The 16,906-nt window shown below is 66.2% G+C and carries 15 protein-coding genes; 10 read left to right on the top strand and 5 right to left on the bottom strand.

Annotated features, from left to right (window positions below; translation table 11 throughout):
- Window positions 1–14: 14 nt before the first annotated feature.
- The gene (locus ACNAOH_RS06605) at window positions 15–1,565 is read right to left on the bottom strand and encodes a S1C family serine protease (protein ID WP_443971961.1); all 1,551 of its coding nucleotides are present in this window, start codon (window positions 1,563–1,565) and stop codon (window positions 15–17) included.
- 138 nt (window positions 1,566–1,703) lie between these two features.
- Here ACNAOH_RS06605 and ada point away from each other — a divergent pair, with 138 nt between their 5' ends.
- The 3 genes from ada (at window position 1,704) to ACNAOH_RS06590 (ending at window position 4,724) form a co-directional block, all read left to right on the top strand.
- Complete coding sequence (gene ada, locus ACNAOH_RS06600) at window positions 1,704–2,741, top strand: bifunctional DNA-binding transcriptional regulator/O6-methylguanine-DNA methyltransferase Ada (RefSeq protein ID WP_443971960.1); 1,038 nt, start codon at window positions 1,704–1,706, stop codon at window positions 2,739–2,741.
- A complete protein-coding gene (locus ACNAOH_RS06595) occupies window positions 2,738–3,514 on the top strand; it encodes an isocitrate lyase/PEP mutase family protein (protein WP_443971959.1) in 777 nt (258 codons plus the stop codon). The genes ada and ACNAOH_RS06595 overlap by 4 nt, the downstream gene beginning before the upstream one ends.
- A 100-nt stretch (window positions 3,515–3,614) precedes the next feature.
- Window positions 3,615–4,724 (top strand): hypothetical protein, encoded by a 1,110-nt coding sequence (locus ACNAOH_RS06590; protein ID WP_443971958.1) that lies wholly within the window; start codon window positions 3,615–3,617, stop codon window positions 4,722–4,724.
- A gap of 64 nt (window positions 4,725–4,788) precedes the next feature.
- Here ACNAOH_RS06590 and ACNAOH_RS06585 read toward each other — a convergent pair whose 3' ends face one another.
- Entirely contained in the window at window positions 4,789–4,968 is a 180-nt protein-coding gene (locus ACNAOH_RS06585) for a DUF1289 domain-containing protein (protein WP_443971957.1), read from the bottom strand.
- A complete protein-coding gene (locus ACNAOH_RS06580; protein WP_443971956.1) occupies window positions 4,968–7,136 on the bottom strand; it encodes a primosomal protein N' in 2,169 nt (722 codons plus the stop codon). The genes ACNAOH_RS06585 and ACNAOH_RS06580 overlap by 1 nt, the downstream gene beginning before the upstream one ends.
- Window positions 7,137–7,323: 187 nt before the next feature.
- Here ACNAOH_RS06580 and fsa point away from each other — a divergent pair, with 187 nt between their 5' ends.
- The gene (gene fsa / locus ACNAOH_RS06575; RefSeq protein ID WP_443971955.1) at window positions 7,324–7,977 is read left to right on the top strand and encodes a fructose-6-phosphate aldolase; all 654 of its coding nucleotides are present in this window, start codon (window positions 7,324–7,326) and stop codon (window positions 7,975–7,977) included.
- A gap of 197 nt (window positions 7,978–8,174) precedes the next feature.
- Here the strand turns inward: fsa and ACNAOH_RS06570 are convergent, their stop codons facing one another.
- Window positions 8,175–9,362, bottom strand: coding sequence for a penicillin-binding protein activator (locus ACNAOH_RS06570; RefSeq protein ID WP_443971954.1), 1,188 nt, complete (start codon window positions 9,360–9,362; stop codon window positions 8,175–8,177).
- 11 nt (window positions 9,363–9,373) lie between these two features.
- On the opposite strand from ACNAOH_RS06570, the gene rsmI reads away from it, so the two are divergent.
- From rsmI to ACNAOH_RS06540, 6 genes are all read left to right on the top strand, one after another.
- Window positions 9,374–10,213 carry a 16S rRNA (cytidine(1402)-2'-O)-methyltransferase gene (gene rsmI, locus ACNAOH_RS06565; RefSeq protein ID WP_443971953.1) on the top strand — a complete coding sequence of 280 codons (840 nt, stop codon included), beginning with the start codon at window positions 9,374–9,376 and terminating at the stop codon, window positions 10,211–10,213.
- Window positions 10,210–10,572, top strand: a complete 363-nt coding sequence (locus ACNAOH_RS06560; RefSeq protein WP_443971952.1) for a YraN family protein — start codon at window positions 10,210–10,212, stop codon at window positions 10,570–10,572. The genes rsmI and ACNAOH_RS06560 overlap by 4 nt, the downstream gene beginning before the upstream one ends.
- A gap of 185 nt (window positions 10,573–10,757) precedes the next feature.
- Window positions 10,758–11,720 carry a glutathione synthase gene (gene gshB, locus ACNAOH_RS06555; protein ID WP_443971951.1) on the top strand — a complete coding sequence of 321 codons (963 nt, stop codon included), beginning with the start codon at window positions 10,758–10,760 and terminating at the stop codon, window positions 11,718–11,720.
- 33 nt (window positions 11,721–11,753) lie between these two features.
- Window positions 11,754–12,362: a DedA family protein gene (locus ACNAOH_RS06550; RefSeq protein WP_443971950.1), complete on the top strand. Its 609-nt coding sequence runs from the start codon at window positions 11,754–11,756 to the stop codon at window positions 12,360–12,362.
- A 63-nt stretch (window positions 12,363–12,425) separates the two neighbouring features.
- The gene (locus ACNAOH_RS06545; RefSeq protein WP_443971949.1) at window positions 12,426–14,651 is read left to right on the top strand and encodes a TonB-dependent receptor; all 2,226 of its coding nucleotides are present in this window, start codon (window positions 12,426–12,428) and stop codon (window positions 14,649–14,651) included.
- Window positions 14,652–14,805: 154 nt separating this feature from the next.
- Window positions 14,806–15,867: a PepSY-associated TM helix domain-containing protein gene (locus tag ACNAOH_RS06540; RefSeq protein WP_443971948.1), complete on the top strand. Its 1,062-nt coding sequence runs from the start codon at window positions 14,806–14,808 to the stop codon at window positions 15,865–15,867.
- Window positions 15,868–15,989: 122 nt separating this feature from the next.
- On the opposite strand, the gene ACNAOH_RS06535 is transcribed toward ACNAOH_RS06540, so the two are convergent.
- A complete protein-coding gene (locus ACNAOH_RS06535; protein WP_443971947.1) occupies window positions 15,990–16,889 on the bottom strand; it encodes a tyrosine recombinase XerC in 900 nt (299 codons plus the stop codon).
- Window positions 16,890–16,906: the final 17 nt, after the last annotated feature.

The following is a 16,906-nucleotide window of genomic DNA, read 5'->3' as shown; positions in this document are numbered from 1 at the left end:
ATGAGGCTCCGCCGTCAGGGTTGCGGCGCTTCGGGCTCGCACCGGTAGACCAGCCGTTCGTTCGGCGGATTGGTGAGCAGCGCGCGCACCTGAGCTTGCATCTGGCCCAGCGCCTCGATCCGGCCGGGGTCGCTGGTGCATCCTTCCCAGCCGATCTTGCCGCGAAGCTCCCTTGCCTGATCGGCCGTGGCGGCGTCCACGGAATAGCGATCCGAGCGATAGCTGCCCGTCGCGGGATCGAAACTGCGCATGGAAATGGTCGGCTCATTGTTGAGCACGAAGGCCCGGCTCCATCGCGTTCCGTCCTGAACCATTTGCGTCTTGCCGTTCACGCAGCCTGTCTCGCGCCAGTCGAGCGGCACATCATTTGTTTCCGAGACAGTGATGCGGCTGCGCGCGCGATCGATACGGCACACCAGTGGCCCGCTCCCGCTCTGCGTCGGCGGAATGTTCACGGAGACACCCGAGTCCTTCTCCCCGCTGGCTCGATCGGGCGTATCTGCTCCATCGAAGCTCGGGCGGAGCAGGAAGGCGAGTATCGCCGCCGCGCCAAGCACGCCTGCGCTGATGCCGAGCCACTTGACCCGCTTGCGCTGGCGATGGCTGGAGGACAGCACGGCGCCGCCGCCTGCCAGCACCGCGCCCGCCAGCAGCACAGCGGCCAGCGCCATCATGTTCTCGCGCCGGGCGATGATGTCCTGCTGGGCGGTCTCGCGCGCGTTCAGCGCGATCTCGCGCGTGCGGATCGCCTCCTGCTGCGCCCGCTGAGCCGCGTCCGCCTTGGCTCTTGCGTCGGCCAGCGCTTCGGCTTCCTCCAAATCGGCAAGGCTGCGGCACGGCTCGGCGCTGCGCTGGAACTGGACGCCTGCCTGCCGCAGGAAATTGGCGACTTCCCGGTCAGAGACGGCGAAGCCATATTCCGCGTCATTGCCGTCCGATAGCGAACCGAAGCTGTTGACGCCGAGCACCCGGCCGCAAGCATCCACCAGCGGACCGCCGCTGTTGCCCGACGCCAGCGGCGCGGTGTGCAGCACCGTGTCATATTGCTTGGCCGAGCGGCCGGCAGAAATAGTGCCTCCCGTCCTCACCGCACTCATCGGCTTGATAATGTCGTTGAGCTCCATGCCCTGCGCCCGGTCGACCGCACCGGGATAGCCGATGGCGGTAACGCTCTGGCCGTCTGTCGTGGCTCCGGCGAAGAAGGTGGCCACGGGCAGGTTCTCGCCGCCATCGATCTGGATAAGCGCCAGGTCGTTTCCGGGCGAGAAGGCAATGACTTTGCCGCCGAAACTGCGCGTGCCTTCCGCCGGGATGACCCCGATGACAATGTTGGGCTCGGTCCGGGTCATCTCCACGACATGCGCATTGGTGAGGACTTTGCCCGGCGCCACCACAATTCCCGAGCCGTGGCCGACGAAATAGGCATTGTCCCCATCCGTCGTCACCAGCGCCACGCGGACGACGGAGCGCGAGGTGGCGGCAATATCCTGAGTGTCCGCCGATGACGGGAGCGGAACAAGCGCGACGAGAAGCGCGGCGAAGCGAAGGACGAGACGTGCCAGCATATCGGGCTGAATTAGACGGGAGCCCGCGCACTCGCAAAGAAAAAGCATGTGTCCTCGCTTTGATCGCAACCTGCGGGACGCGTGCCGCGCGCCTCTTGCCTAATTTGTCGTCATGACGGAGGACTGACAGTGACGATCATGAGCGAAATAGATCATCTGGACGAGGATTCGGCTTTCGCTGCGTTCGAGGCGCGCGACCGGTCGAAGGACGGCGGCTTCGTCGTCGCGGTGCGGACCACGCGCATTTATTGCAAGCCAAGCTGCCCGGCCCGGCGACCGAAGCGGGAGAATATCTGGTTCTTCGCGAGCGGGGCTGCTGCGCGCGACGCCGGTTTCCGCCCCTGTAAGCGCTGCCTGCCCGATGATGTCGGGCGGGATCGGCAGGCAGTGTCCCGCGCGCTGGCGCTGCTGGGGGAAGCAGACGGCACGGTTTCGCTCGCGGAGCTGGCGGCGGAGGTCGGATATACGCCGCATCATTTCCAGCGGCTCTTTACTCGGGAAGTGGGGCTTTCCCCTGCCGCATATGCTCGTGCGCTCCGTGCCGGACGGATGGAGGATGCGCTGTCCGAAGGGGGCAGTGTCACGCAGGCGATCTATGATGCCGGCTATTCCGGTCCTGGTCGTTTCTATGAAGATGCCGGGGAAAGGCTGGGCATGACACCAGGCGCGTGGCGCAATGGCGGAGCGGGCGTCACCATCCGCTGGGAAATGGTGGAGACGCATCTGGGGAGGATGCTGCTCGCGGCAACCGAAAAAGGCATTTGCCGCCTGTCGTTCGATGAGGATGAGACGGCCCTTGTCCGGCGCTTCCCTGCGGCGACCATCGAGCGCGGCGGCGCGTCCATGCGCGATCTCGTGGCTGGTGCGGTTGCTGCGGTGGACAATCCCGCGACCATGCCGGACTTGCCGCTCGATGTGGCCGGCACGGCGTTTCAGGAAGCAGTGTGGCGAGAGCTGCGGAAAATCCCGGCGGGCGAGACGCGCAGCTATGCGCAGATCGCGGCGGCGGTCGGGCGACCCGGCGCGGTGCGGGCGGCGGGGTCCGCCAATGGCGCCAATAACGTCGCGGTGCTTATTCCGTGCCACCGCGTCATTCGTTCGGACGGGAGCCTCGGCGGCTATGCCTATGGGCTGGACCGCAAGGAAGAGCTGCTAAAGAGAGAGAACCGGAAATGACCGACAAGATCGAAGCCTTTGGTGCCCTCCATGTTCCCGGGCGTCCGCTCCTCCTCTATAATATCTGGGATGCGGGCTCCGCGCTCGCGGTAGCCGGTGCGGGCGCTCAGGCAATCGCAACCGGCAGTTGGGGTGTGGCCGGCGCGCATGGTCACAAGGATGGCGAGAATTTCCCGCTCGATCAGGCACTCGCCAATCTCGCAGAGATCGTCGCCGTTACCGATCTGCCCGTCACCATAGATATGGAGGCGGGATATGGAGATGCGCCCGAGGGCGTGGCCGAAGCTGTCGGGCGCGCGAAGGCGCTTGGCGCGGCGGGCATCAACATCGAGGATAAAGACCCGAAGACGCGCGCGCTCTTCCCAACGGATGTGGCAGCCGCCCGGATCGCGGCGGCGGCATCGACTGGCCTTTGGATCAATGCGCGGGCCGATCTCTTCATCGTGACGCCGCGCGCCGAGCACGACGCTGCGTTGGTCGATGCGGTGGCGGAGCGTGGCAAGGCTTACCGGGACGCCGGGGCCGACAGTCTGTTCGTGCCTTTCGTCTATGAGGAGGCGCTAATCGGCCGACTCTGCGAACGTTCGCCCCTGCCGGTCAACATCCTCGTGGGCGAAGGCGTGCCGGCGATTGCGCGTCTCGCCGAGCTTGGCGTGGCCCGCATTAGCCATGGCCACGGGCCTTGGGCGACAGCGATGGCGCGTCTTGCAGAGGATGCGAAGGCAGCAATGGCGGCCCTCGCTGGACCTGTCTCCCGAGTCGCGGAGAAATAAAGTTACTCAATGTTTCAGCTTGACGGCTTGCGCATAACGATTCGTCGCTCTTTCCGAGTCGCGCTCGCAACTGAGGAACGAGGGCGAGGGTTGATTGTGCATGAGATACGCACTCACCCCTCGCCGCCCAGCGCTGACCGCGATTGCCGCTGTCATGGCGCTTTCCGCCACTCCGTCGATCGGTCAGGTCTCAGCGCCGGTGCTTCCGGACGTTGCCCCAGCGCCGGCCGCTCCCGCTTCGACTACGCCGACCGCGGAGCTGACGACTCAGGCACCCATTAACCCGGCTATGACGCCCAGCGCGCCAAGCGCTGCTCCTGCAACCCCTGCTGTTACAGCGACTATTCCGTTGCCGAGCCTGCCCACGTCCGTGGCGCAGAGCACGCCTTCGGTCGCCAGCGAGTCGCCTGCTGAGACCGCACCGGCGCGTGTCGCCACCCAAGCGCGTGAGGAGGCCCGCGCGTCCAGCCGGACTGCGGCCGCCCAGACCCAGAGCGCTGCAACCACGGCGCGCGCTTCAGCCGATTCGGTGAAGGCCGCTGCTGCGACTGCTCTCACCGCGACCGTTGCCGAAGCCCCGGCGCCCACTGAGCCGGCTAATTCCGATCCGGTGGTGACGACCCCCGCACCGATCGCCACGGGTGCCGCAACGCCGCCCGCTCCGGTGGTGGCGGACAACAGCTCCGTCTACTGGATGCTTGGCGGCGGCGCTGCCATTGTGATCCTTGGCGCCGGTCTGGTCGCGACCCGTCGTCGCAAGGTTCCGGACGAGCTTTCATATGATGAGAGCCTGTCTGAGCGAACGGTCGTCACGCCCGCCGCTCCCGTGGCGGCCACCGTTGTTCGTGCTCCGCAGGATGTGTTTGTCCCAACGCCTGCCATGGCGATGGCGCAGGCCGATCGCGAAACGCGACTGGAGCGCTCGACTGTCCGCGCTGCGAATCCTGCGCCGCGAGAGGGCGAACTGGAGCGCATGGTTGCGGAAGCGCCGAGCGCGGAGAACCCTTTCCTCACGCGCACCAAGCGTCTGCGCCGCGCGCAGTTCCTGATCCGTCAGGCCGGCAACGGGCAGCCGCAGGCTGCGCCCGCAAGCAGTACCGTGGCGGCCATGGCGCCGTCGCCCCAGCCTGCTGCCTCGCGTGAGCAGGTCGTGGACTTCGGCAAGCTGGGTAAGGGCCAGCGGATCAACTGGCGTCCCGCCACACGCTGATTTTGAGCTTCCCCGTCGCAGGGGCGCAGCCGTCTCGCTTCTTTCCCGGCGAGGCGGCTGCTTTTTATACGCGGCCCGGATCGTCGCCCAGCGCCGCGTCCAGCCGCGCCATGATTGCCCGGCGTTCCTGCGGTGTCATCCTGCCCCAGCGCACGATCTCGTCGATGGTCCTGCCGCAGCCCGTGCAAATCCTTTCCGCGTCCAGCGCGCAGAGACGGCGGCACGGCGTCTCGACTTCGCCCATCACACGAAGCTGTAGGGATCGATGTCGACGGTAACGCGCGTGCTTGCTTTCCAGTCGATGCCTGCCAGCCATTTGCGGATCACCGCCTGCACATCGAGTGTCCGCGGTGCGTGGACGAGCAGCCGGTGCCGGTGTCGGCCGCGCAGCATGGCGAGCGGCGCGGCGGCTGGCCCGTAGATGCGCAGGCCCTCCATGCGCGGCTGGCGTGCGCCGATCCGGTCTGCGGTTGCCTTGGCTTCCGCGCCATCCGTGTCGCTGATGATGATCGCGGCAAAGCGGCCGAAGGGCGGCGCGTGAGCCGATTTGCGCGCGTCGGTTTCGGCGCGGTAGAAGCCTTCCGTATCGCCTCTCAGCAGCGACTGGATGACGGGCGCCTGGGGGAGCCGGGTCTGGATATACACTCGCCCCGGTTTCTCGCCGCGCCCGGCACGCCCGGCCACCTGCATGATCTGCTGAAAGGTGCGCTCGCCTGCGCGCAGGTCTCCGCCGTCGAGGCCGAGGTCTGCGTCGATCACGCCCACGGTCGTCAGTTCGGGGAAATGATAGCCCTTGGTGATGAGCTGTGTGCCCACGATGATGTCGATCGCCCCGGCATTCATCGCCTCGACGAATTCCGCCGCCCGCGCCGGAGACCATAAGGTGTCGGACGTGACGATGGCAGTGCGCGCGTCCGGCAGCAGTGCCTTCACTTCGTCCGCGATGCGCTCCACGCCAGGGCCGCAGGCGACGAGCGCGTCGTCCGCCTCGCAGGCCGGGCATATGTCGGGCGTCGGCACGCTGTGGCCGCAATGATGGCAGGCGAGCCGGCGGGAGAGGCGATGCTCGACCATCCACGCCGTGCAATTGGGGCACTGGAAGCGGTGGCCGCAGTGGCGACACAGCGTGAGCGGCGCATAGCCGCGCCGGTTGAGGAACAGTAGCGACTGCTCGCCCTTGTCCAGCGTTTCGCGGAGCGCGGTCATGAGCGGCGGGGCGATCCAGCGCCCCCGGTCCGGCGGATCGTGCGTCAGGTCCACGCCGATGATCTCGGGCAGCTCCGCACCGCCGAAGCGGGCGGGGAGCCTGATCTCCTCATAGCGGCCGATCTCCACCTGATGCCGCGTTTCGATCGCAGGCGTGGCGGACGCCAGAAGCGCCGGTATGTCCTCGAACATCGCGCGCATCACCGCCACGTCTCGCGCGTGGTAGCGCACGCCATCTTCCTGCTTGAAGCTGGTTTCGTGCGCCTCGTCCACCACGATCAGGCCTAGCCTGGCATAGGGCAGGAAGAGCGCCGAGCGCGCACCCACCACCACTTTCGCCTCGCCGGTGCTGATCGCGCGCCACGCCCGCCGCCGCTCGGTCTGGCGCAGCCCGGAATGCCAGGCGACCGGCACACAGCCGAACCGGGCCGAGAAGCGCGCGAGGAACGGCTCAGTGAGCGCGATCTCGGGCAGCAGCACGAGCACTTGCCGGTCCATGCGCAGCGCCTGCGCCACAGCCTCGAAATAGGTCTCGGTCTTGCCCGATCCGGTCACGCCGTCGAGCAGGATGGGCTTGAAGGCGCGCGCAGCCACCGCGGAGACCAGCGCACCGGCGGCGCTCTCCTGCTCGGGCGTCAGGTCGACCGTTGCGAAGTCCGGGTCCGGCTCGGGGAAGGGCGTGTCGGTCGAAACCTCGATCGCCGCCAGCGCGCCCTGTTTCACCAGACCGCGCACCACCGCGTCGGAGACTTCCGCAATCGTCGCCAGTTCGCGGACCAGCCCTTGCCGGTCCCCGATCCGCTCGATGGCCTGCGCGCGTTGCGGCGTCATCCGCTCGGGAAGCACGCCGGTCGCGCGATACTCGATGACGGTGCGCTCCCCCTCCAGCGCGGAGACGGAAGCGAGCGCCATGCGCAGCACGGCGGCGATCGGCGCCATATAATAGTCGGCGGTCCATTCGATCAGCCGGCGCAGCGGCGCGGGGATAGGCGGCACGTCGACAATGTCGAGGATCGGGCGCAAGCGGTTGTCGCCCACTTCCGGCACATCGGGAAAACTGCCTTCGTCCCACACGACGCCCATCAGCGGGCGCGGGCCGAGTGGCGCGATGACGATCTGCCCCGGCGCCACCGTCACACCCTGCGGGGCGCGATAGTCGAGCGGCCCGAGGGCGGCGTTGAGCAGGATGACGCGCAGGCGGGCCATGGCGCTCATGTAGCGATGCGGGAAGCCAAGACAAACCGGCGAGTGGACGCGACGGTATTAAGCCACGCATCGCCACGCGACGACTGACTTGCCCGACATTTCCGGCTAGAGAGGCACGAATCAATCGCGCCATCCTCATTGGGCCGATTTCATCGCACGATTTCATTTGCACAGGGGCCATTTCGCCATGAAATTCTTTGTCGACACTGCCGATACCGCCGAAATCCGCGAGCTGGCCGCGACCGGCCTTCTGGACGGTGTCACCACCAATCCCAGCCTCATCAACAAGTCGGGCCGCAAGTTCCTGGAAGTCATCGAGGAGATTTGCGCGATCGTCCCCGGCCCGGTTTCGGCGGAAGTTGTCGCGCTCGATCATGAGACGATGATGAAGGAAGCCGCCGTGCTGCGGAAGATCGCCGACAATGTCACGGTCAAGGTGCCGCTGACCATTGATGGCCTCAAGACCTGCAAGGCGCTCACTGAAGACGGCTGCATGGTCAACGTGACGCTCTGCTTCTCGGCCAATCAGGCGCTGCTCGCCGCTAAGGCGGGCGCTACGTTCATCTCGCCGTTCGTCGGCCGGCATGACGACAATGGCATGGACGGCATCCAGCTCATCTCCGATATTCGCCTGATCTACGACAACTACGGATACGAGACGGAGATTCTCGCTGCCTCGCTCCGCCACCCCATCCACGTGCTGGAGTGCGCGAAGATCGGCGCGGACGTCATCACCGCCCCGCCGGCCGTCATCAAGTCGCTGGTGAACCATGTGCTGACGGACAAGGGCCTCGCCCAGTTCGAGGCGGACTGGGCCAAGACCGGCCAGTCGATCCTGTAAGGGATTTTCCAAGACTGAGATAAAGGAAGGGAGGCCTTGTGCCTCCCTTTTCTTTTTCCCCAAAGCATCGTCATGCTGAACTTGTTTCAGCATCCATCCCCGCCTTTTGGCAGGGTGCTTCATAAGGCGACCAGCGTCTATCTGCGGTCTCCGCGCCTCCGCGCGAAAACTTCAAGCCGCGTCTGTGAGGCCGAGCGCTACTTCGTGAACCCCCTCGGCGCCGCGTCCACGATGCTGGTGCCGGCGGCGGTCACTTCCTGCACTTCCAGCGCGCGCTCCGCGATGCCGTCGCGGCCGAAGCGGAAGGCGCCGTCAATGCCAGCAAAGCCGTCGGCATCGGTGAGGCGGGCGGTGGGGAAGGGCGTTCCCACTTTCCAGTCCTGCGCCACGCGCACGGTCAGCAGCACCGAATCATAGCCCAGCGAGGCAAGGCGATAGGGCGCGCTGCCATAGCTGGTGCGATATTTGCCCGAGAGCGTGCGGTAGAGGCCGTTGGAGACGCTGGCGAACCAAGCGCCGCGCAGGGCCGGTGTCGCGCCCAGACTGGTCTCCGTGTTCCACAGTTCCGTGCCGAGCAGACGGGCATCGCCCCCGCCATTGGCCCGCACGAGCGGCGCGGCCTGCACCGCGATCCGCCCAACATCGGCGATGAGCAGCGCGTCATAGCTGGAGCTTGCGCCGAGTTTCTTGATTGCCGCCGCGACCGATCCGGGCGCCCGGTCAAAGGTTTCCATGGATACCAGCGTCCCGCCGCTCGCCTGCACTTCGCGCAGGAAGGCGCCGCCCGCCCGCTCGCCATAGACGCCACGAGGCACCAGCGCCGCGAACTTCGAGAGGCCCTTGCCACGGGCGAAGCGCACCACGCGCTCGACCGATTGGTTTGGCGAATAACCGAGCAGGAAGACGCCGTTGCCAGCGACGGACACGTCGTTGGAGAAGCTGATGACCGGCACGCCCGCAGCCTTTGCCACGGGTGCGACGGCGCGCACTTCCTCGGCAGTGAGCGGTCCCAGAATCAGCCGGTTGCCATCCCGGATTGCCCGCTGGGCGGCGCCTGCCGCGCCGGCGGCAGTGTCGTAGCTGGTGATGCGGACCTTCTCGGTCTTGGTGTCGAGCATTGCCAGCGTGGTCGCATTGGCGATCGATTTGCCCACGCCCGCATTGGTCCCCGTCATGGGCACGAGCAGCGCGACGCGGTGGCGCTCATTGTCCTGCGGCAGGCCGGGGATCACGCCGGACTGGTCGGTAGTGCGCGGCGGCGGGGCCTTTGGCGCGTCGGGGCGCGGCACGACGGTGGAACAGGCGGCCAGGAAGGCGAGCATGGCCAGTCCAACGATCCGCCGGGCGGCACTCATCCGATTGCTCCCGAGCATCCTCTCTGCCATTTCACTTCCTCATGACTGCGCAACTTGAGCCGGGGCTATATATCGTCGCGGGGCCGATCGGCAACTTGTCCGACCTCACGCCTCGCGCCGCCGAGATACTGCGGGCCGCTGATGTGGTCGCGGTGGAGGACAGCCGCGTTTCCGCGCGTCTGCTGCGCCATGCCGGATCGGACCGGCCGATGCTCCCCTATCACGACCATAGCGACGAGCGCGTTCGCGCCCGCCTCATCGAACGGATGGCGAGCGAATCGGTTGCGCTGCTGTCGGATGCGGGGACGCCTCTGATTTCCGATCCCGGCTACAAGCTGGTGCGGGACGCGCGCGCTGCTGGCCGCATGGTGACGACCGCGCCTGGGCCGTGCGCGGCCATTGCTGCGATCACGCTCTCTGGCCTGCCGAGCGATCGCTTCCTTTTCATGGGCTTTCTGCCGTCGAAGGCGAAGGCGAGGGGGGATGCGCTGGCTGAGGTGGCGGGTCTTCGTGCGACCCTCGTCTTCTACGAGAGCGGGCCGCGCTGCGCCGCCTCTCTGGCGGACATGGCCAGCGCTCTGGGAGATCGTCCGGCGGCGCTCGCCCGTGAGGTCAGTAAGCTGCACGAGACAGTGCTGGACGGTTCGCTGAGCGAACTGGCTGCCGCTTGTGCCGAGCGTGAGCCGAAAGGCGAAATCGTGATCGTCGTGGCGCCTCCCGGTGAGGCACCGCCCGCCTCAGAGGATGAGGTGGAGGATGCGCTGGTCACGGCGCTCAAGACCATGCCGGTCTCGAAGGCGGCGGGCGAGGTTGCGCGGCGCTTCGGGGTGGATCGCAAGGCGCTTTATGCCCGCGCGCTCGAACTGCGGGAGGCTGAATGAAGTCGCCCGCCCGGCTGGCGGCGGAGCGCAAGGGCCGGCAGGGCGAGCGGCTCGCGGCCTGGTGGCTGCGCCTCAAGGGCTGGTCGATTCTCGATCGTCGGGTGCGGTCGCGGGCCGGAGAAGTGGATCTGGTCGCGCGGCGTGGGGCGATGCTTGCCTTCATCGAAGTGAAGGCGCGGGCATCGGGCGAAGCGCTCGATCTCGCGATCGACGAGCGGCGGCTGGCGCGTGTCGCGGCGGCGGCGGAAAGCCTCGCTCATCTTTATCTCCGTCCGGGCGACGATATGCGGATCGATGTGATGCTGCTTGCGCCGGGCCGTCCGCCTCGCCATCTGGAGAATGTCTGGCATGGAGGGTGATACTCCTCCAATCCTCACCGTTCGCCCTGAGTAGGGGCTGAGCATAGTCGAAGACCCGTATCGAAGGGGCCATCTATGCGGAGCCTTCGATACGCCATTTCGCCCTTCGACACGCTCAGGGCCTCAATGGCTACTCAGGATGAACGGATGGGTGATGATTGCCGTTCAAGGGAGACGTAAAATCAATGCCCCTCACAGTCGCATTCCAGATGGACCCGATGGAAACGCTCAAGATCGGCGGGGATTCGACCTTTCATATCATCGTCTCGGCGCAGGCGCGCGGCCACCGGCTCTATCATTACCGCCCCGATGATATGACATGGGCGGATGGTCGCCTGTTCGCGCAGGCGCGCGAAGTGCGCGTTCAGCGTATACCCGGCGATCATTTCGGCTGGCTGGGCGATCCCGTCCGCCTCGATCTCGGTCGCGATGTCGATGTCGTCTGGATGCGGCAGGACCCGCCCTTCGATCTCAACTACATCACCGCGACGCATCTGCTGGAGCGCATCGGGCGCGAGACGCTGGTGGTGAACGATCCTGCCGCCGTGCGCAACGCGCCGGAGAAGCTCTTCGTGCTCGACTATGCGCGGTTCATGCCGCCCACCATCATTACCCGCAGTCTGGCCGAGACTCGCGCATTCCTCGCCGAGCACGGCGAGATCGTGGTGAAGCCGCTTTACGGCAATGCCGGCTCGGCCGTGTTCCGCATTGGCGCGGACGGCGGCAATCTCGCGGCGCTGGTGGAACTCTTCGGGGAGATGTGGGTCGAGCCTTTCATGGTGCAGGCTTTCCTCAAAGACGTAACCCAAGGCGACAAGCGGATCGTGCTGGTCGACGGCGAGGTGGCCGGCGCAATCAACCGGATACCGGGCAAGGGCGAGATCCGCTCGAACCTCGCTGCCGGGGGCTCCGCCGCCAAGACCGAGCTGACGCCGCAGGAGCATGAGATTTGCGCTGCGCTGGGGCCAGAGCTGAAAGCGCGCGGGCTTCTGTTCGTCGGCATAGACGTGATCGGCGGCAAGTGGCTCACGGAGATCAACGTAACCTCGCCCACCGGCATCGTCGCGATGGACAGCTTCAACGGCACGGACAGCGGCGCAATGATCTGGGACGCGGTCGAGCGGCGTCTCGCGGCGCGCGCCGCCTGATCCGCAACCCACTGCCATGACGGATCAGCCGCGATGACCGAGTGGGTGATTCGCCTCATCGATAGCGGCGGCTATTGGGGAATCGCCTTCCTCATGGTCCTGGAAAATGTGTTTCCGCCCATCCCTTCCGAACTCATCATGGGCATTGGCGGCATCCGCGTCGCGCAGGGGCGCATGGAGTGGTTGCCGCTGCTCTTCGCCGGAACGGTCGGCACCACGGTGGGCAACCTCAGCTGGTATTTCGTGGGGCGGTTGCTTGGGTTCGAGCGGTTGAAGCCGCTGGTCGATCGCCACGGCCGCTGGCTGACGATGGAGTGGCGCGATGTCGAGCATCTCGACCGCATTTTCGAGCGTTACGGACAATATGCTGTCTTCATATTCCGCTTCATGCCCGCCTTCCGCACGATGATCTCGCTGCCCGCCGGTCTTTTCCGCATGGGGCTGTTCCGCTTTCTCGGCTGGACCTTCGCGGGCGCGCTGATCTGGAACATCATCCTCGTCGCGGCGGGCTGGGTGCTCGGCAGCGCGGTGACGGAGATCGACACATATCTGGGACCGGTCACCACGGCGTGCATCGTCCTTGCCGTCATTACCTATGTCTGGCGGCTGGCCGTGTGGAAGCCGCGCGGCGACAGAGAATGATAACGAGTTGCAATAACGATTGAGCGAGATTAGAGACCGCTGCATTCAACCTTTGGGGGAAAAATGCGCGTATCTCGTTACTTCGCTGTCGGCACCGTTTCTTTGCTGGCTCTCGCCGTTCCGTCGGCTCTTCAGGCCCAGACCGCCGCTGGCGATCCGGATGACGGCAGCCGGGAGCAGATCGTCATCACGGCCGCGCGCTCCATTCTCCCGCCCAATGCCCTGCCGCTCACTGTCGACATCATCGACAAGCGCTCGCTCGACCAGCAGCTCGCCATTTCCGGCTCGGTCACGGATGCGGTGTCTACGCTCACGCCCAGCTTCTCGCCGACCCGCCAGAAGCTCTCCGGCGCGGGCGAGACGCTGCGTGGCCGCTCGCCGCTCTACGCGATCAACGGCATTCCGCAGTCGACGCCGATGCGCGACGGCAGCCGCGACGGCTTCACCATCGATGGTTTCTTCGTAGACCGGGTCGAGCTGATTTACGGGTCGAACGCGCTTCAGGGCATTGGCGGCACCGGCGGCATCGTCAATCAGGTGACGGTCGGCGCGCCGGCGCAGGAAGGCATTTCGGGCCGCGTGCTTCTTCAGGGCACGGCGGACGACGGCTTCACCTCGGATGGTATTGGCGGCAAGGCGGCGGGCCTCATCCAATACAAGACCGGTCGTTTCGACGCGAGCGTGGGCGCAGCCTATGACCGGCGCGGCGTCTTCTATGATGGCGATGGTCGCCGGATCGGCCTCAACCTCACGCAGGGTGAAACGCAGGATTCCAAGAGCTGGTCGGTCTTCGGGCGGTTCGGTTATGCGCTGTCCGACACCGCCCGGCTGGACCTCATTGCCAACCGCTTCGCGCTGGACGGCGACGGGGATTTCATCGCGGTCCCCGGCAACCGCACTACGGGCATTCCCACCAGCGCAACGCGCGGCAACCCGCCGGGCAAGCCCGCCGCCAATCGCGCGGAAAGCCTGTCACTATCGCTCACCGACACGAATCTGGGCGGTGGCAACTTCGTCAGCCAGATTTTCTGGAACCGCACCCATGATACGTTCGGCGGCGAGATCGCCACGCAAGCCACCTTCCAGGACCCCGCGCGTGCGCCGGTCGGCACCTTGTTCGACCAGTCGGAGAACCGCTCGCGCAAGATCGGTGGCAAGCTCAGCTATGAGCGCGCCGTTCCCGGTCTTGAGGCGCTTACGCTTATCGCTGGCGTCGATGTCCTCTGGGACAAGACCGAGCAGCGCCTCATCGCCACGGACCGCGTCTGGGTGCCGCCCAGCGATTTCCGCTCGATCGCGCCATTCGGTCAGGCCAATCTCAAGCTGTTCGATGGCGTCGTCCGCCTCGCCGGTGGCCTGCGCTACGAGAATGTGAAGATAAAGATCGACGACTACCGCACGCTGCCGTCCACCACATTCGTGGCCTGCTCGGCGACTGTTACGACAAACTGCGGTCTCTCGACCTATGGCGGCGTCGCGGTGGCGGGTGGCACGCCCAAATTCGAGGATCTTCTGATCAACGGCGGCATCGTCATCGAGCCGATTGCCGGCATCCGCGCCTATGCGAGCTATGCCGAGGGCTTCACCGTGCCGGACATCGGCCGCATCACGCGCTCGATCGACACGCCGGGCGTCAATCTGAACAACTTCCTCGACATCAGCCCGATCGTCTCGAACAATCGCGAGATTGGTGTCGAGGTGAAGCGCGGCCCGGTCGACGCCAGCGTCGCCTATTTCTGGTCGTCGAGCGACAAGGGCCAGCTGCTCATTGCCAATCCCGGCGGCATTTTCGATGTGCAGCGTCTGCGCACCGAGATTCAGGGCATCGAGATCAACCTCGCCACGCAGCTTCCGCTGGAGGGGTCGCGCCTCTCGGTCGGTTACGCGCATCTCATTGGCCGCTATGACAGCGATGCCTCGCGCGGCGCGCCCGATGGCATTGTCGACACCGATCTGGACGGCACCAATATCTCGCCCGACCGCATCAACGTGGCCGTGAGCTACGACAAGGGGCCGCTCTCCGCGCGCTTCCAGACGCAGCTCTTCCTCTCGCGCACCTTCCACGGCAAGGCCAATCCGGACCAGCGCAACAATTTCGGAGGCTATGCCGTGAGCGATGCCGCCGTCCGCTATCAGACCGGCTTTGGCGGTCTCAGCCTCAGCGCGCAGAACATCTTCGACAAGTTCTACATCGACTATTCGAGCGACACGCGGCTGCCGACCGACAACCTCTCCTATTTCGCCGGGCGCGGGCGCACCTTCGCGCTCACATGGGATTATCGGTTTTGATTGGATCAGCTTCGCTGACCGAGGGCGGTTCCGGCCCACCCCCCCTCCCGGCCACCCACAAGCATAACCTGTTGGGTGGCCGGGAGGGGTTCAACGAGTCACGTGCCTCGTTGAAGGCTGATGCCGCTTCCCACTTTAGTGGGCGAAAAGACTCATGAAGCTGCTCGACACGCTTCATCGCTGGGCGGGCGGCGTCGTGGGCCTTGTGCTCGCGGTCATGGGGCTGACCGGCGCGCTGCTCGTCTGGCGGGACAAGTGGACGTTTGTGCCCCACGCCGGCGATGCGCTCGTCACCGATCCAGCGGCGGTCGGCCGGGCGACCGCGCGGATCATGGCCGAGCAGGACGGGGTGCAGAGCATTATCTACGCCTCGGATCGGTTGGGCCTTCACCAGCTCCGGCTTCCGAGGGGCGCGGGCGCCTATGCCGATCAGACCGGCGCGGCGGTCACGCAATGGGCCAGCCAGTGGGAGCGGCCGGAGCTGTGGATCTTCGATCTGCATCACCATCTTTTCACCGGGGATGTCGGCGAAACGATCATTGGCATTGCCGGGCTTTGCGCGCTCTTCTTCGTGGTCTCCGGCGCGATCCTGTGGTGGCGCACGCGTAAGACGTTCAAGTTCCGGCTGCTCCCCGCCCGCATGAGCCGCCCCGCGATCGTCATGCATCATCGCGATCTCGGTATCTTGTTCGCGCCGTTGCTCTTTCTCTCCGCGCTCACCGGCACGATGATGATCTTCCGCCCCGTGGCGGACTTTGTCGTCGCTCCGTTCGGTGGCCCCGTCCTCGCGAAAGCCATGGCGCCTCCCAAGGTCGAGGGGGGTGCGCTTTCGCCCACGCTTGATTGGCAGGCGATCATCGCCACCGCGTCGCGGCGCTTCCCGGATGCGCAGGTGCGCACGCTCTCCGTGCCGTCCGAGGTCGGGGAGCCGATTTCGATGCGGATGAAGCGGGCGGACGAGTGGCTGCCCAATGGCCGCACGCTGCTGCTGTTCGACCCTGCGGATGGGAAGCTGCTTGCTGCGCGTGACGCGCTCACCATGCCCGCCAATGCGCAGGTCTTTAACAAGGCCTATCCTCTTCACGCCGCCAAGGTCGGGGGCGTTTTGTTGCGCATCGCCATCACCACCACTGGTCTCGCCATGATGCTGCTTGGCAGCCTCGCTCTGTGGAGTTTCTGGTTTAAGCGACCCAAGCCAAAAGCGCGCCCGGGTTAAAGCCGCCTGCTTTCCTACAGTCTGGCATCCATGGCAGTCCGGTCGCGCACACGCGTTAGACCGGCGGCAAACCCATGGATTTTTTTGCTCCTAGGACTGTAACCTTTAGAACCTTTCGCGCCTCACGCCCTTGGGTGCGCGTTGCGATAGACGTCCATGAGATGCGCGGCGTCGACACGGGTATAGATCTGCGTGGAGGAGAGGCTGGCATGACCCAGCAGCTCCTGAAGCGCGCGCAAATCCGCGCCGCGCCCCAGCAAATGCGTGGCGAAGCTGTGGCGCAGCGCATGGGGCGTGGTCCGCTCCGGCAAGCCGAGCCGCTGGCGGGCGCCCTGCACTGCACGGCGGATGAGGGCAGGCGAGAGCGGTCCGCCCCGCGCGCCACGGAACAGCGCGTCCTTCGGTGTCGGGGCGTAGGGGCAAAGGGCGAGATAATCGTCGATCGCGTCCCGGACTTGCGGCAGCAACGGCACGATCCGGGTCTTGCCCCGCTTGCCGGTAACGCGCAGCGTCTCCCCCAGCGGCAATATGTCCCCGGTGAGCCCCATCGCTTCGCCAATGCGCAGGCCCGCGCCATAGAGCAGCAGAAGCACGGCCCAGTCCCGTGCGCCGATCCAGTCGTCCTTGGCGGTCTCGGCAATGTCCTGCGCCAGCGCGACCGCCTCGTCCGGGCTCACCGGGCGGGGCACGCCGGGCTTCACGCGCGGTCCGCGCACGGGTGGCGGAGCATGGCCTTCACCCCCGGCGAAGCGCAGAAAGGCACGGAGCGCCGAGAGCTCGCGCGCTGCCGAGCTGTTGCCGATGCCGTCCGCGCGACGCCCGGCGAGATAGGCGCGCAGGTCGCTCGCGGTCAGGCGCGCCAGCGCCGCGCGATCGGGCGATCGCCCGTCCATGTCCTCCATCCACTCCGTCAGCCGTTCGGCCGTCGCCACATAGGCGCGCACGGTGTGCAGCGAGCGTCGCCGCGCCAGCGCCAGATGCGATCGCCATTCATCGATGAGCGCGGACATGGGCGGGGTCATAGCGCGCCTGCCCGGAT

Source organism: Sphingobium sp. CR28 (assembly GCF_052327305.1).
Classification (GTDB): Bacteria; Pseudomonadota; Alphaproteobacteria; order Sphingomonadales; family Sphingomonadaceae; genus Sphingobium.
Note: the sequence above shows the minus strand (reverse complement) of the source record. Positions and strands in the feature narration are given on the sequence as shown.

Coding starts and splice junctions, on each gene's coding strand:
- ACNAOH_RS06550 (WP_443971950.1), top strand. CDS start 11,754: ATGACCGAGTGGGTGATTCGCCTCATCGATAGCGGCGGCTATTGGGGA.
- ACNAOH_RS06590 (WP_443971958.1), top strand. CDS start 3,615: ATGAGATACGCACTCACCCCTCGCCGCCCAGCGCTGACCGCGATTGCC.
- ACNAOH_RS06595 (WP_443971959.1), top strand. CDS start 2,738: ATGACCGACAAGATCGAAGCCTTTGGTGCCCTCCATGTTCCCGGGCGT.
- ACNAOH_RS06545 (WP_443971949.1), top strand. CDS start 12,426: ATGCGCGTATCTCGTTACTTCGCTGTCGGCACCGTTTCTTTGCTGGCT.
- gshB (WP_443971951.1), top strand. CDS start 10,758: ATGCCCCTCACAGTCGCATTCCAGATGGACCCGATGGAAACGCTCAAG.
- fsa (WP_443971955.1), top strand. CDS start 7,324: ATGAAATTCTTTGTCGACACTGCCGATACCGCCGAAATCCGCGAGCTG.
- ada (WP_443971960.1), top strand. CDS start 1,704: ATGAGCGAAATAGATCATCTGGACGAGGATTCGGCTTTCGCTGCGTTC.
- rsmI (WP_443971953.1), top strand. CDS start 9,374: ATGACTGCGCAACTTGAGCCGGGGCTATATATCGTCGCGGGGCCGATC.
- ACNAOH_RS06560 (WP_443971952.1), top strand. CDS start 10,210: ATGAAGTCGCCCGCCCGGCTGGCGGCGGAGCGCAAGGGCCGGCAGGGC.
- ACNAOH_RS06570 (WP_443971954.1), bottom strand. CDS start 9,362: ATGGCAGAGAGGATGCTCGGGAGCAATCGGATGAGTGCCGCCCGGCGG.
- ACNAOH_RS06605 (WP_443971961.1), bottom strand. CDS start 1,565: ATGCTGGCACGTCTCGTCCTTCGCTTCGCCGCGCTTCTCGTCGCGCTT.
- ACNAOH_RS06535 (WP_443971947.1), bottom strand. CDS start 16,889: ATGACCCCGCCCATGTCCGCGCTCATCGATGAATGGCGATCGCATCTG.
- ACNAOH_RS06585 (WP_443971957.1), bottom strand. CDS start 4,968: ATGGGCGAAGTCGAGACGCCGTGCCGCCGTCTCTGCGCGCTGGACGCG.
- ACNAOH_RS06580 (WP_443971956.1), bottom strand. CDS start 7,136: ATGGCCCGCCTGCGCGTCATCCTGCTCAACGCCGCCCTCGGGCCGCTC.
- ACNAOH_RS06540 (WP_443971948.1), top strand. CDS start 14,806: ATGAAGCTGCTCGACACGCTTCATCGCTGGGCGGGCGGCGTCGTGGGC.